This is a genomic window from Pseudomonas sp. CLCA07, from assembly GCF_053615335.1.
The window spans coordinates 5,512,823-5,527,153 of sequence record NZ_CM132131.1 but is presented as its reverse complement, the minus strand read 5'-3'; the positions used below and the strand labels follow the sequence as shown (position 1 = coordinate 5,527,153).

Annotated in this window: 10 protein-coding genes and 1 pseudogene; 5 read left to right on the top strand and 6 right to left on the bottom strand. The window is 53.0% G+C overall.

Translation table 11 applies throughout. The annotated features are described in order from the left end of the window. Positions 1–2 precede the first annotated feature (2 nt). The 3 genes and pseudogenes from ACWGZX_RS25355 to ACWGZX_RS25345 form a co-directional block, all read right to left on the bottom strand. A complete protein-coding gene (locus ACWGZX_RS25355) occupies positions 3–959 on the bottom strand; it encodes a glycosyltransferase family 2 protein (RefSeq protein ID WP_452625926.1) in 957 nt (318 codons plus the stop codon). A gap of 268 nt (positions 960–1,227) precedes the next feature. Continuing rightward, positions 1,228–1,566, bottom strand: a pseudogene (locus ACWGZX_RS25350) (oligosaccharide flippase family protein); the annotation flags it as partial. 315 nt (positions 1,567–1,881) lie between these two features. Continuing rightward, complete coding sequence (locus tag ACWGZX_RS25345) at positions 1,882–2,799, bottom strand: glycosyltransferase family 2 protein (RefSeq protein WP_452625925.1); 918 nt, start codon at positions 2,797–2,799, stop codon at positions 1,882–1,884. Between the two features lie 1,178 nt (positions 2,800–3,977). Between ACWGZX_RS25345 and ACWGZX_RS25340 the strand changes: the two genes are divergently transcribed. From ACWGZX_RS25340 to ACWGZX_RS25320, 5 genes are all read left to right on the top strand, one after another. Further along, positions 3,978–4,442 (top strand): hypothetical protein, encoded by a 465-nt coding sequence (locus ACWGZX_RS25340; RefSeq protein ID WP_452625924.1) that lies wholly within the window; start codon positions 3,978–3,980, stop codon positions 4,440–4,442. A 432-nt stretch (positions 4,443–4,874) separates the two neighbouring features. Further along, complete coding sequence (locus ACWGZX_RS25335) at positions 4,875–5,420, top strand: polysaccharide biosynthesis/export family protein (RefSeq protein ID WP_452625923.1); 546 nt, start codon at positions 4,875–4,877, stop codon at positions 5,418–5,420. Positions 5,421–5,446: 26 nt separating this feature from the next. Beyond that, the gene (locus ACWGZX_RS25330; RefSeq protein ID WP_452629066.1) at positions 5,447–6,562 is read left to right on the top strand and encodes a hypothetical protein; all 1,116 of its coding nucleotides are present in this window, start codon (positions 5,447–5,449) and stop codon (positions 6,560–6,562) included. Positions 6,563–6,582: 20 nt separating this feature from the next. Then, positions 6,583–8,148 (top strand): GumC family protein, encoded by a 1,566-nt coding sequence (locus tag ACWGZX_RS25325; protein WP_452625922.1) that lies wholly within the window; start codon positions 6,583–6,585, stop codon positions 8,146–8,148. Positions 8,149–8,159: 11 nt separating this feature from the next. Next, the gene (locus ACWGZX_RS25320; RefSeq protein ID WP_452625921.1) at positions 8,160–8,948 is read left to right on the top strand and encodes a CpsD/CapB family tyrosine-protein kinase; all 789 of its coding nucleotides are present in this window, start codon (positions 8,160–8,162) and stop codon (positions 8,946–8,948) included. Between the two features lie 49 nt (positions 8,949–8,997). Here ACWGZX_RS25320 and galE read toward each other — a convergent pair whose 3' ends face one another. From galE to ACWGZX_RS25305, 3 genes are all read right to left on the bottom strand, one after another. Further along, positions 8,998–9,975: a UDP-glucose 4-epimerase GalE gene (galE, locus tag ACWGZX_RS25315; RefSeq protein ID WP_452625920.1), complete on the bottom strand. Its 978-nt coding sequence runs from the start codon at positions 9,973–9,975 to the stop codon at positions 8,998–9,000. A gap of 81 nt (positions 9,976–10,056) precedes the next feature. Next, positions 10,057–12,741 carry a cellulase family glycosylhydrolase gene (locus ACWGZX_RS25310; protein WP_452625919.1) on the bottom strand — a complete coding sequence of 895 codons (2,685 nt, stop codon included), beginning with the start codon at positions 12,739–12,741 and terminating at the stop codon, positions 10,057–10,059. Between the two features lie 4 nt (positions 12,742–12,745). Then, positions 12,746–14,278 carry an O-antigen ligase family protein gene (locus ACWGZX_RS25305; protein ID WP_452625917.1) on the bottom strand — a complete coding sequence of 511 codons (1,533 nt, stop codon included), beginning with the start codon at positions 14,276–14,278 and terminating at the stop codon, positions 12,746–12,748. Positions 14,279–14,331: the final 53 nt, after the last annotated feature.

Genomic DNA, 14,331 nt, shown 5'->3' with positions numbered 1-14,331 from the left:
ATCTACCGTGTTGGTTGGCTGGCGAGGCGGGTTTCACGCACCAATATCCAAGTAACTTTAGTATGCTGCCAGCACGCCTGGATAGACGCCCAATCACGGCCTTTCAATAGAGCCTTGAGCGCCAAAATTAGATCCCCAAGGCTCACCAGTGCCATATGAAAAGCCAAACCCGCCAGGCCGTGGTGCTTGCGAAAGTACAACAGCTCGCTTTCGATCTGAAACTTGGGAAGTTGACGGCTGGCCGTATTGAGCTCGTCAACAGATTTGGCACTTTCTCCACCGATATGCACCACCGTGGTATGCGGGTAATAAATCACTTTCCAACCAGCCTGTTTAACGCGTTTGCAGTGGTCAACTTCTTCGTAGTAAAGAAAGTAGCGCGGATCGAACAAGCCAATCTGGTCGATGACTTCACGGCGGATTAGGTAGTAGCACCCAGGCACCCAGTCGCACTCACGTACCGACTCATGATCCCAAGCCATGTCGTCGACCTTTTTCACCCCAGGGAAAAAGCGACCGAGTCCTGTTCGCGCAATGAAGACATTCAACGGAGTCGGAAAATACCGACAGGACGGTTGCAAGTCACCTTCTCGCCCAACTAACCGAACACCCAGGACACCGCAATCCGGATGCGCTTCCATGTATTCGAGGGTCATGCTCAAGGTGTCGGCAGCAATAAAGGCATCGGTATTAAGGAGTAACGCGTATTTACCTTTCAGGTGCTCGATTAATTGATTATTGGCCCGGCCAAAGCCGATATTTTTATAATTGGCCACTTGCAATGCCTCTGGACAAATGTTTGCCAGGCATTCGAGAGAATTATCGGAAGAGGCATTGTCTACCACCAAATAGCGCGTGCGATCCGCACTGTTTGTTTGTCTTAACGCATTAAACATCGGCTGCAACAGAGCCGCTGTATTATAGTTAACGACTAGCACATCAAGGGAAACACTAACCATTGGATTGCCCACCCAAAACGTGCTGCACTCTCATTGCTATAAGCTTCGGCTCAACGTTTTGATCGTATACACCGCTGCGCTGCTTGATGAGGTCGATCCACGGATAAGTGGCACAACGCTCTTCGAAAACGACCAATTCCTTGAGCGCAGAACGGTCCCTTTTTAGACGGTTGGACGGGCCCTCAAACCAGAAATGCCCCGGCAGAGTGCTGACCATTGTTGCAACCAGACCTGAAGCCACCAGCGACCAGGTAGACCGGGTGAAGTAACCGAGGGCCAGCAAGACCAGAAGGTCTGCAAGCTTGGACGTAAAAAGGATGACACCGCGCACAATCTGCACGGTCCACACCGTATTAAGGAACACCGGATCGTCGTCATTTGGACTCTGGATGATGTTCTGGCGCAAACCGAGATCGGACAGCATGTGCAGAACCATCGAAACGGTGGTGGCGACGGCCATGATGCCAGGCATCAGCAGCCGTGCCATCGCCGGGTTGCCGCCCAAATCAATGGCTTGAGAGGTAACACGTGCGCCAAGATTCCACGCCCTAGCAGATATCGCTCGCTTGAGCAGGCTCAATGATGGCGATAATTCAACTGACGGCATTACAACTACCCCGGATTCAATGGCACGTACGAAAGGTACTATAGTCGCGTTTGGCCATTGCGCTAGCCGCGCTACGCAGGCAAGCAAGCAGACATGAGCCTTTCGGATGCATCGGGTCTGACAAGTTGTTAGCGGCCAGCCGGCTACTGATGAGCCTGAGTTATCTGCGCGAATCGGGAGCGCAGTATCCGGGATCAGTTAAGTGTTTTGGGGTCTGGACACCGTTAAAGCCATGCCGCGAACTGGACGCCTGGCCCCGATTGCCGCAGAGCATTACCCAGTGCTGGCCAAGCGTGGTTCATGCACATCGGGTTTTCATCGGGAACGCTTGCCCGACTTCACAATCAGTGCCACCACACTGCGCCACGAGCTGATGTCAAAAGGCATGTGCGTAAGTGCTCGGATTCCCAATGCTATGGCGTCCAATTTATTACCGCTTTGATGAGTGCGCCATGCAGATCCCATTAACATCCCCCCTATCTGTTTTGCTGCACTACTAGCACTTTCGGCGCTACTATCGGGAATTGTTGGCGGCTGATCGCGCTGAAGATCATCTTGGCCATACATCTTGCGCTGAACTTGAAACTTTCTGGCAATATCCTCGAAGAAAATACGCTTTGAATTGGTTTGTGTATGCGTTATCGACGCTTCATGTAATCTGTATTCGTAGGCTATCCGAGGTAAGTACATGACTCGACCGAAATTGGCTAAGCGCAGCTGGTAGTCGATATCCTCACCCGTTTCAAAATAGGGTCTGAATCCGCCGACCCGATCAATTGCACTTTTGCGAACAGCATAGGTGCAAAAATGCGTTCTCGTGCACCCTAAATTGAGCTCCTCAGTGATATCTTCGCCGATTTCGCCGGTCTCTAGCTGGGTGACGAGTAGCCCTGATTCATCTAGTGCAGTAAATCCCCCACACACAGCCGCATAATCTTGATTGTTGTCAAGCCACGTTACTTGATGGTCGATTCGGCTAACCGGGTAAAGATCATCTGCATCGCAGCGCATGACTATGTCTCCCCGCGCCAAAGCCAGGCCGATGTTTAAGGCTGCGGCAATGCCTTTGCCCGGGCCATCTACGACTTGGATTCGCTCATCCTTGATATTCAACACCAATTCCAATGAGCGGTCGGTAGACTTATCGTTGATGACAACCACTTCTAAGCTAATGGTAACTTCGCGCAATATTGACGCCAGTGCCTGAACAACGAACGGGGCTGCGTTGCGCATGGGGACAAGTACGCTAACCTTCGGGACAGTGTTAGTTTTCAAATTAGGTTCTTCCCCTGCGGTTCAAGTGATTTAAACATTGAAACAAGCAGCAGCTTCCACCCATCGATTGAATCGGCTGGAGCATGACAGCCTTCAATCCGTAGCAAAGTGCCGTCATATGCTGCCGACTATTCCATGCGCCCTGCCATATTGAACTCCAAATTGCTTTTGCAAGGCACGATCATTCCCCGGGCTTGAGTGTAGGCCAAATTCGATGTTTAGCCCCTCTAGGGATTCGCCGAAAAAATTCCCTTTTCGTGCTATATCGACGTTTTCAATCTGATGTGTACAACCCAATGGGCGCGCACTGCTATTCCGGGCCGCTTGCTGCAAGTACCTCTTGGCCAGCAACAGCTTGTCGACCCGCTCACACCCACTATGTTGGTCGCCGTGCCTTCCTTGGGTGGCAGACCACCACTGGCCAAATGGATGCATCCGGTGCTGACTCGCGACTGAGATCGATATCTTCTCTACCGGCCGTTATTCATGAAGAAGAGAGACAGTTTCCTCATCACCTCAAACGCAATCCTGTAGGGCCTCCCGATAAAGGTCGACGTGTAACGATCGGCTTTGGGTGGGTTGTCTTCGTAGCTCCGGGGAATGACCTCCAATGCATACGATACGTAGAATCGCCAAGATCCTGGTGCTTGCCAGAGACTCATTGTGAACAGTACTTGCGCTTCGAGGCGCAGCTTATCCATTTCCGTAGAGCTTCGTTCATCTGATTGACGGCGTGGATTTTGAGTTGTTCGGAGTAAAGCGGGTACTCAACGAAAAGTACGTGGTATTGAGAAAATTGAGAACAATAGTTATTAGCGTGGTAGGCCAACACGTGAGGCTTGTTTTCAAAACCAACGCTAACTTTCTAAAAAATAACAATAAAGCTATTTGTGGGTGCTCATTTGCAGGTTAATACCTGAATCCGGGGCTATTTCATGGGAAAACAGTCCATCCGCTGATAACGGAGTTATTTGTTGTGTCGATATTTTGACGCCAGCCGACGTGATTTTTTATTTCGGCGTATTGCTGTGACGGGCCATTGACGCGATGGCTATGTGCTTATACGCTCAACTTAGCTTGGTGAGGATCTCCCCCCGTCCGACAATTGAAACAACCTCTGTCAGGAAGGCTGTGCTATGTGTCTACCACTTTTCCTTAAGTCCTTTCTGGTAGTGATGCTCTTTAATGGTGTGGCTGTTTTTAATGCGCAGACGGCCAGTTTCTCCAATGAAAATAGTCACATAAGCAAATCTTGTGATGCTTTAAGTTATCAGGCTAACAGCGTTCTCGAAGCACACTCGGGTAGTGAGCTACTTACTTTTGGACGCAACCTTTGCGTGCATTCGATGATCAGCGATCTCTACTTCGCCAGCACTCAATCTGTCAAACTCAGCAGTGTCATTCATCAACCGGACCCAACCTGTGACGACTTAGTGGCGGCGATAACCAATGATCAGGTGATGGTTGATCAAAATGTCCAGGAGACAGGTTTGACCGGCACATCGAATCAGCCGAAGGCCGTAGCGCTTTCTGCTCTTGCATGGCTATTTTTTTCTGCGTTATTTGGTTTTGTTGCCGTAGCCAATCGACGAAAAGTGTAATTTACGTCTTCATGTTTTTGGCGATGCCAGTTGTTCTGGTGGTAATTTTTACTGTCGTTCGAATATATGAATTTTAAATGCTTTTACTTGATGTTCGATTGATTGAAGTTGACGTCGGCTGATTTTCTGACAAAAGCGCGCAAAGGCGTGGTTATAGTGGCTGTGGCTGGCGGTGTTTCAGTTGAGCGGGATTTTCGGACGACCATGATGCAGTTAATTTGACGTGGAAAAGCCAGGGGGGGAGTGTTTAGATTCAAGTCATTGTTAAATATTAAAATTTCGCTCTCTGAGGCCATACTAAATGAAATTTACCGCCGACAAGCTTGATGCAGGTGCTGTCTTATGGTTTCTTTGGCATAAAATGGGAGTGAGTGAATTGACTCCGTTTTTGTGTGAGACTCCTTGCATGGCTGCTTAGGCGGAGGGATCCCAATGTTGCGTTTATTGTTATCTGCGCTCTGTGCGCTGGTTGTTTGGCCCAGCATTACCAGTGCCAACGAAAAAAACTCGGTTTACCTGCTAAATCGCGGGGATGTCATTGTTATTACCGTTTGGCGCGAGGAGACTCTAAAAGAGGAAGTGCATGTACTTCCCGATGGCAGCATCACTTTTCCGCTGGTGGGGCGAGTCGAGGTTGCGGGGCTTGATTCCACGGCAGTCGAAAAGGTAATTGCCAAAAAGCTCGAAGAGTTCATACCCGATCCGAACGTGAGCGTTGTCGTCAGGGACCCCAAGGGCAATATCGTCTACGCGCAGGGCAAAGTGCTGAAACCCGGTTCAGTGCAGTTGGCAGGTCCAACTGCAGTACTGCAAGTGTTGAGTATGGCAGGTGGGCTCGACAAATTCGCGGACAAAGACGCCATAAAAATTGTGCGCAACAAACAGGTACTACCCGTCCATTACAGCGATTTGATCTCCGGACGTGATATGTCCACCAACTATGAACTCCAGGCCGGCGATACGCTGGTCGTGCCTTGATTTTGCGCGAGATATTGGGGTTTAGCTTGCTTGTACTGCGAAGGACCGGGGTTGCGACGGCGATCTTTATTTTGCCGTGTTCGGGGGCGGCCTATGCTGCCACCTGGCAATCAGCAATCGTACTGCCAACGACTGTAGAACACGATAGCAATCCACTGCTTATTGGGACCAACGAGAAGGCGGTGACTCGGACGATTATCGCTCCCGATGTGAGCCTCGTGGGAACTTCCGATCAGGATCAGTTGAATATCGGTCTCGGATTGAACATCGTGCGCTCGTCTGATACATCCGTCGTTAGCAACCGTGAAGACCCAAAACTGCTTCTAGGGTGGCAACGTGAGACCGAAACAGGGGCGTATGGACTTACGGCGAGCTATGTCGAGAACTCGACGCTCTCCAGTGTGGTTCAGGAAACGGGGGTGATTGCCGCCGATGGTACGCAAAAGCAATATTCGTTGGGCGGCAATTGGCGCACCGCGCTTAGCGAACGAAGTACCTTGGTCAATAAGACTGAATACACAGACTTCAAATACGATATTAATTCGCTGACCAGCTATGACGAGCTTTCGAACCGCCTAAGCTTGAATTATGACTGGAGCGAGCGCGTCGTACTCGTCACGGGTTTTTCCGCGAGTCGCTATGAGCCTGAGTCGGGCTCCGGGCTTGCATCCTCAAACAGCTACACCCCCACTGTAGGTTTGAACTTTAAAATCTCCGAGCAGCTGGAGGGGGCCGTGTACGCTGGTGTCAACCATGTCACGGGTACGGACAGCAATCCCACAGGTCAAGGCGGGTTCACTTTGCACTATGCCGGCGAGCGTTTTGACACAACGCTCGACGCCAGTCGCAGTACGATCGCCAACGGCGATGGCGGGTTCGTCGAGAGTAATAATCTGCGGGGGACATGGAGTTATTCCATCGACGAGCTCAGTCGTACCGGTCTGGATACCTCATGGCAAAAAAACAAAGGCGATACGTCCAATACCCTGCGAAATTTCAATGTCTGGGCCAGTCGAGAATTCTCACCTTTTTGGGTTGCGCGCCTATCCTTCACTTACAAACAACACCAGCAAGATGGCTTGCCGGATGCCAGCGCTAACGTCGTCGGGTTAACCCTGACCTATAGTTACCCCGAACTCTGAAATTCAACGTTGTGAGAACTATGGCCTCTGAATACGAAATGTCGGTCAACGACTACATCGCAATCATCAAGCATCGAGCCGTGTTGGTGGTCGTGAGTGTCGCGGCAATACTCGCGGTGAGTGTCTTGGTCGCGATCTCCATCCCTCCCGTATACGAGTCGTCCAGTACTATTCTGGTTGAGTCCCAGCAGATTTCGCCAGACCTGGTTGCGGCAAACAACAATACCTTTGCCGATGAGCGCATCGAAGTCATTCGCCAGCGCGTGATGACCCGCGAGCACCTGCAAGAGATCATCGACAAATACAATTTATTTTCTTCGCAAAGCAAGCAGTTGAGCGTCACCGAGAAGATCGATGAAATGCGCAATGCGATTGCCGTTTCCCTCGTCAGTGCTGCAGTCAAGGGGCGCGGAGAGGTGACCATTGCTTTCCGCGTTAGCTTTGAACACAGGCAACCAGAGATCGCCAACAAAGTAGCCAACGAGTTGGCGACACTGTTTCTGGATGAAAACATCAGGCAGCGCACCGAACGAGCCAGTGAGACGACGGAGTTCCTGACGCAGGAGGCAGACAAACTCAGGGTTGAACTGGAAACCCTGGAGAACCGGCTGGCGGACTTCAAGCAGGCTCACAGCAATGCGCTGCCTGAGCATCAGAAATTACGTATGGATATGCTGTCGCGCGCCGAAACCGAGCTTAAGGAAGTCGACCGAGACTACAAGGCTGCCCGTGAGGAGTTGCGCTTCAATGAGTTGGAAGTTTCCGCCGCCAGCGCCGGAGTCGCGAGCAAACCCGGGGCGTATGGTGCGGCAGCGGAGAAGCCGCAGGATCTGGGTAGCCTCAAGGCGGAGTACACCAGATTGCTGTCGATCTATACGCAAGCTCACCCTGATGTGCGCGCCGTCAAACGCAAAATTGCTGCACTTGAGGTTACCCAGGGTACCGGGGCAGGTGCAGTGAGCCCGGTTAGTCTGGATGTTGCCAAGGCGCAGGCCCGGGTCGCGGCTTCAGAAGCGCGCATCAAGTCGCTGGCCGATCAGAAGCGGGAAATACTCGGCAAAATAGAGGCCTACGAGGCGCAGATTCTTGAGACGCCGCAAGTCGAGCGCGGCATGGTCACGCTGATGCGTGATCATGAAAACGCTCGTAAAAAATATGAGGAGATTCGCACCAAGGAAATGGGGGCGAAAATTTCAGAAAGCCTGGAACAGGAAAACAAGGCCGAGCGTTTTGTTCTTCTTGAGTCGCCGCTGATGCCCGAGAAGCCAGTCAGGCCCAACCGTAAGAAAGTGGTTGCCATGGGCTTTTTGCTCGCCCCGGTAGGCACTGGAGCGCTGGTCATGCTGCTGGAGATGCTGAATCAGCGCGTGCGTGGTGTTGAGGCTCTGGCCAGTGTGTTGGGTCGACGCGTATTGGGCACCATTCCCTACATTCACACCAAGGCGGAACTCGCACACCGCAAGCGGTTGCGAAGGTTTCTGATCCTCTGTGGATTCATGTTGATCGCGTGCCTATTGATCCTCGTGCACTTCTTCTACATGCCGGTGGACCAGATGGTGTTCAAGGCTCTGGCGCGGTTTGAATAAGGAATATAGTCATGGAAATCATCAAGTCAGCGAGCGATATAGCCGAGCAACAGGCTTCGTCAGGTCTCGTGATCACATCGACAGAGCAGCCTCCAACGCTCAATGCCCTCAGTTATGTGCAAACCAAGGTTGTACCTTTGCGGGCAGACCACCTTGAGCGCCATCGCATTGTGGCTTACAACAAGAATTCGAGTATGAGCGGGGCTTTCGATTTGCTACGTACGCAGGTTTTGAAAGCCATGGAGGAAAATGGCTGGCGCACGCTTGCCATCACCTCACCGACCCCGGACTCAGGTAAAACGGTAGTGGCGATCAACCTGGCTATGAGCATCGCGCATCACACCACCAAGACGGCGTTGCTTGTGGACTTCGACTTGCGTCGTCCGAGGGTGGGGGGCTGCCTGGGTATTCCGATGGAAAAGTCGCTCAATGAGTTGCTCGCCAATGAAGCTGAACTGCAGGACGTGCTGGTCAATCCGACCTTGCCGCGATTTGTAGTCCTGCCGACACGAGAGCCGATTCCTCTCTCAGCAGAGGTGCTGTCATCACCCGCGGTGAGCCTTTTGATTAGCGATCTTCGCGAGCGCTACGACTCGCGTATTGTGATTTTCGATTTGCCACCGGTGTTGAGTTCGGACGAGGTGATTACGGTCTTGCCTAAATTCGATTGCGTCCTGCTTGTGGTCGCCAACGGCATGAACAGCAAGAAAGAGATCGAGGAAAGCCTGCATCACCTGGCGACAGCCAATCTGATCGGCACGGTGCTAAACAAAGCCGAGCCCAGAACCTCTTACTACTAGTAGTACTGCGTCCGCCTAAGGCGCTCGGTGTTTTCGCCAGCACCGACGTTCAATTCCAGGGATACTTCTGCTCCCAGATCCAGGCGTGCGCCACTATCTGTTCAAGTGAGGAAAATCGCGGTTGCCAGCCAAGCAATGTATTGGCCCTCCGCGAATCAGCCACCAGGCGAGGCGGATCCCCAGCCCGTCGCGGCGCTTCGCTCACGCAGATATTTTTCCCGGTCACGTAGCGCGCGGTGTCAATCACTTGTTGTACTGAGAAACCTTGGCCATTGCCGAGGTTGAACGCCGTGCTTGCACCTCCATCGCGCAGGTAATCCACTGCAAGCGCGTGAGCCGCTACGAGATCGACAACGTGGACATAGTCGCGAATGCAGGTACCGTCAGGCGTGTCGTAATCACGGCCATAGACGGTGATTGATGTGCGCCTGCCAGAGGCCGCTTGCAGGATCAGTGGCAGCAGGTGTGTTTCCGGTTCATGACGTTCACCCAGCTGTCCTTCAGGGTCTGCACCGGCGGCGTTAAAGTAGCGCAGGCAGACAGATTTGAGCCCGTAGGCACGGTCGAAGTCTTCAAGCACCTGCTCCACCATCCACTTGCTGCGACCATAGGGGTTGATCGCGACCTTGGGATGCTCCTCATCGACAGGTACATACACCGGGTCGCCATAGACGGCGGCGCTCGAGGAAAAAATGAAGTTTTTAACTCTGGCGCGAACCATGGCTTTTACCAGCGTCAGGGTGGCGCAAACGTTATTTTGATAGTACTTGGCAGGTTCAGTGACGGACTCGCCCACCTGTATAAAAGAGGCGAAGTGGAACACGGCATCAAAGTGGTGTTCCGCAAACAGGGCGTCCAGCGCTTGCTCGTCGGCAATGTCCAGTTCGACCAGTTTCCCGCCCATCAACGCGCCGCGATGGCCTGTTGAAAAATTGTCTGCCACCACCAGTTCGTGACAGGCGCCCAGTAGCTGCTTGACCATGTGAGAGCCGATATAACCCGCGCCACCAACAACCAAAAATTTCATCCCGACCTCCACTCCCCTGTGCAAGCACAGATTGAAACGTCAGTGCGATCCCGCTGACTATCGCGTTAAAAGATTAGTTGGCTATTGAGTCGCCGATGCGCTGGATGATGATTTATTGACAGGGCTTGGCTGCTTGTTACTTGAGGCTGTGGCTTGAGTGACGCCTTTTTTCAAAAACAACCAGTTCGACGCCTGTAGGCCGTCGAATTTGATTGTATAGCGGCCATCACGGTAGGTAGCAGGCAGTTTTTTCATTTGCCCAAGAGTGCCGTGGGTGAACAGTGTCAAGTATTGCGGTGCCTGTATGGTCAGCGTTCCTTCGAGGGGCTCTACATAAAAAGGTGTTTTACCCTCGTCCTGGGGGACGGCGCGGGTGCCCAGCGAAATCAGTAAATCCTGCGATAGGCTCACAGGCGCGGCGTCCAGGCTTTGCACTACCACACTGGCATAAGCCGTCTTCACTTGAACCTGGATGTCGCCAAGGCTGATCGACTTGCCGCCGATCCAGCCGGTGGCGGCCTGGGTGCGCGGCGTATTGATGGTGTAGACGCCTTGTTTCCAGTTGCGTTTGAGCTCGCCCGTATCTGTCGTGGACTCGTTGGCATTGGCATCTAGTAGCGACTGGTCAGGGTCGTGATACACCTGCGCATTGCCTGCGATAACGCTCTGTTGCAACCAGGGCAATTCTGGTGTCTGTGGCATGGCAATTTGCAGCTTGCCTTTCTCCATGGCAGTACGCAGCAGAGCAGAGTTAGTCGGTGTGATCAGTTGGTTGAACAGGGTGTCTGGCGTCGGTGCGAAGATATAGGTCGTGCTGGCTTCGCGAACATCAGCGCGGCGATAGAGCAAAGCGGCGGCAGGCATTGTGGCCAGCAGTGCGGGGTCGTTATAGGCGTGCCAGTTGCTGGCAGTCATCCATTCCCCGGATAGCGGTTCCTGACTGTAGGCATATTGCATCAATGCATCCCAGCCTTGGTGGCTGGCGGTGCTGGCGATATACAGTGGCAGCGAGTGGCGGTCGGGTGTCGGGAAGGGTTCATTGTTCCACTCGGTGACGGTCAGAGGTTTGCCCGTGACTTGGCCGGCAGCGATCCAGTTGATCAAGCCGTCGCTGTTGAGCGGGTTTTTCTCCAGCTGCCCAGGGCCACCGTAGCTGTGGGCGTCGATTACGTCGCCGGAAGTAAGGGCCGGCAGGGAGCTGAGGCCATCACCGCCCCAGGTACTGGTCGTGGCGATGGGGACCTTCACTCCCACATCACGCAGGTACTGAATCATGTCTACATCGAAACGTCGTTCCAAATCATTGAGGAACAGTTTGGAGGGTCCATGCTCCCAGGAACGCCAGGTTTTGCTGGACGATAGATTGTGCTGGTTGGCAAACGCTGCGGCTTCGGCCATGTAAATCTTGTTGTGCTTTGGAACGTTCTTGTCGGGTAGCAGGGCATTACCAAAGTGATGGGTAATGTCATTTTCGTTGCTAATCAATACTGCGGCGATACCCGGATCGTCTTTGTAGGCGAGGCCGGTATAGGTGTTTACATGGGTCAAATAGGCTTTGGCAAAACGCTTCATCGCCTGTTGAATGGTGATATTTACGTAGGCGTAGCCCTTGAGATCGGCGTGGTTACTGCTGTTCTTTGGCATTTCTTCGAAGCCATAAATGTTGTCTTTTGCAGCAAGGGATCGCTCGACGTGCATATCGAGCCATACATAAATGCCCTCGTCTTTGAGGCACTTGATCCACCAGTCAATTTTTTTCAGCGACTCCGGGCTAAGTGTTTGGGTGTCCTGCGTGAGGTTAGGGTCGCCAAAAATGTTGGGACTGACCCATGGTGAGTCATGGTGGTGTAGTCGCACGAGATTGAAACCAAGTGCGGACAGGCGTTTAGCCTGCTGCTTGATTTCATCGTCTGGCGTGCGGAACAGCGCATAAGACGTGATGTTGGTACCCCAGAAGCGCGCCGGGGTGTTGTCGGCGAATCGCAGTTGCTCGCCGGACGCTTTGACGAAGCCGCGCTTGCCTGCTGGTTTTTCGTCAGCGTTGAGAAAGGACAGATCGACCGGTGAGGTTTTCCAATCGAGCTTGCCACTCGGCCAGCTCTTTGGGTCCGTAAGGCCGAAGCGCTCGGTAGTGGTGGGGCCAAGTGCCACATCGCCCGATATGCTTAAGGTAGCTTTGAAATTCTGATGACCGGGCTTGATCGTGTTTTTGTAGAAAAAAGCACGCACTTCAGATCGACTACCCGGTTCAAAGTACACACTCGCCAGCCCAGGCTCAAAACGCATCTCGATATGTCGCCCTTGTGCATTCCCCCATGACCAGCCTCTGTTGTCAGGGAGCAAAACCGGCTCGCCCATTTCTCCCGAGAAAAGGGCTGGGTCGAACTTGAAGACGACCCCCCCGCCCATCACGTCCAACTTCGTGCTATGTGCATCCAGGGCAAAATCCCAAGTCAGTTTCTGCTCGTCTACCTTCTGGATTTTCGTACCCAGGTCGAAATCCAGTGCTTTGTTCTGGCCTGAGAGGGAGTATCTGTAGGGGGCGTCTATCTTGAACTCGGTTGGAAAACTCACCCAGCCCCAGTTGCCCTCAAAGAAGGTGAATGAAGAGGAAACAACGGGACTGCCGCCGTGGATCAGAACTGGCAGGCCGCTTTGATCATCGACACTGGCGACCCAGCCTGACGCCCAGGTACTAAACGGCCAAACAACAAAAGACAAAAGAACCGGAACCAGCAAACGGGTGCGGCGAAAAAATCTGGCCATGGGGCTACCGGAGTTGAAGGCTGGCACCGGCACTCGCAGTGGCGGCGGTCGAGGAGTGTTTGAGCCTGCGCACCATTTGAGCATAAGCGACGCCTAGTCCGGCCACCGACCAGTACACCACGGGGATCACTGTAATACTGCTAACGGTAATGATTGTGATCAATGCCCCGGCCAGGGTTGCCAGGAGCGCGCGTCCAAGTCGACGTGCTTCTTCGTCTTTGTTGGGGATCGTACGCATTGCCTTGCGGATGCTGAACAGTACAGTGACAAAAAAAGCCACGAACAGCGTCAATCCAATCAGTCCGAACGACAGCGCTACGCCGATATAGGTGTTAACGATATCGATGATTCCGTCTCCCTGAATCATGGATTGCATTTCTGGTGTGTTGCGGTAATCAAAGGAGCCCAGCCACAGGTTGCGCTGGATAACGATCAATGCGTTGTCAATCAAGCGCTGTCGGTATGTGATGTTTTCTACTTCTATCGTGCCGATGAACGGTAGCAGATCAAGCACTTTTTGCCCGCCAGGCACAATAGCCAGCAGGGAAAGGGTAAAGACTCCGGCGACCGCCAGTAGCATCAGGCGTTTGGAAGCGTTCCGGCCGGTGGCGATGAACACCATGATCATCGTGGCTGCGCCAATCCAAGGGCCTCGCGATAGGGGGGCAATCAGTCCACCTGCGAGCAGGAGCGCCCCCAGGAGTTGCTGAAATCGGCTGCGTACACCGTTTTGCAAGAACAGGTAAAAACCCATCGCTACACTGATGACAAGTCCCAGCGCAATGGCTTGGCCGGTGGTGGCGCTGGCACGCAGTGAGCCTCCACGGCTCAAGTAGCTAGACATTTCCCAGTGTAGGCCCAAGGCATCGATCAGCGCGTTGTAGAGCAGCCAATTGCGGGAAAATTCGAAGAGACCAATCAGCGACAGCACCATGGCGGCGATTACAAAACCCAATAGGGCGTCCTTGAAGTCGCTGAGTTTCTTGAGGGCCCGACTGGCGACGTAGTAAGGCAAAAAAACATCGATGAAAAGGTATAGCGTTTGGCGCAACGTGTCGGTGACCGTGGTTTCGCGCAGGTAAATCAGGCTCATCAGTAGCAGGTTGGCCGCTAACAACTTATCAGGCCAGGTGCGTCCGAAAGAGGCCGTGTCTGCTTGCCTGCGTAGCGCGAAAAAAGCTGGAAGCAACACGCACAATGCCAGCAGACGAATATGGTTAAGGGCAAAAAAATAGTTGATCAGGCCGAAGCCTGGAATTTCTGCCGGAGCCGGCGGGATGAGAAACAGCAGGATAAAAAACAGCGCCACGGGGTTGCGTTCGCTTTTTCGTGCGAAGGTCAAAACGATGGCGGCAATACCCGCATACACCCAGAAACTGTGCGAAACAAAGGCCAGTAGCGTCAACACGAACCAAAGATTGCGGCGACGAGTGAAGTCACGATCAGCCATCAGGTCGGCTGCTGATCGACGTGCGAGGGCAAAAACGATGCCGGCAATAACCAGAATGGCAATTAACGCGCGAAAGTGCTCAGGCATAGGTTTTTGGACTTAGTGATTGATGAGCGACTAGTGGAATGGCCAAATGCGAC

What these genes read in the sequence shown, in the direction of transcription:
- ACWGZX_RS25335 (WP_452625923.1), top strand. Translation starts at nt 4,875, where the DNA reads ATGTTGCGTTTATTGTTATCTGCGCTCTGTGCGCTGGTTGTTTGGCCC.
- ACWGZX_RS25320 (WP_452625921.1), top strand. Translation starts at nt 8,160, where the DNA reads ATGGAAATCATCAAGTCAGCGAGCGATATAGCCGAGCAACAGGCTTCG.
- ACWGZX_RS25345 (WP_452625925.1), bottom strand. Translation starts at nt 2,799, where the DNA reads ATGCGCAACGCAGCCCCGTTCGTTGTTCAGGCACTGGCGTCAATATTG.
- ACWGZX_RS25325 (WP_452625922.1), top strand. Translation starts at nt 6,583, where the DNA reads ATGGCCTCTGAATACGAAATGTCGGTCAACGACTACATCGCAATCATC.
- galE (WP_452625920.1), bottom strand. Translation starts at nt 9,975, where the DNA reads ATGAAATTTTTGGTTGTTGGTGGCGCGGGTTATATCGGCTCTCACATG.
- ACWGZX_RS25305 (WP_452625917.1), bottom strand. Translation starts at nt 14,278, where the DNA reads ATGCCTGAGCACTTTCGCGCGTTAATTGCCATTCTGGTTATTGCCGGC.
- ACWGZX_RS25310 (WP_452625919.1), bottom strand. Translation starts at nt 12,741, where the DNA reads ATGGCCAGATTTTTTCGCCGCACCCGTTTGCTGGTTCCGGTTCTTTTG.
- ACWGZX_RS25355 (WP_452625926.1), bottom strand. Translation starts at nt 959, where the DNA reads ATGGTTAGTGTTTCCCTTGATGTGCTAGTCGTTAACTATAATACAGCG.
- ACWGZX_RS25340 (WP_452625924.1), top strand. Translation starts at nt 3,978, where the DNA reads ATGTGTCTACCACTTTTCCTTAAGTCCTTTCTGGTAGTGATGCTCTTT.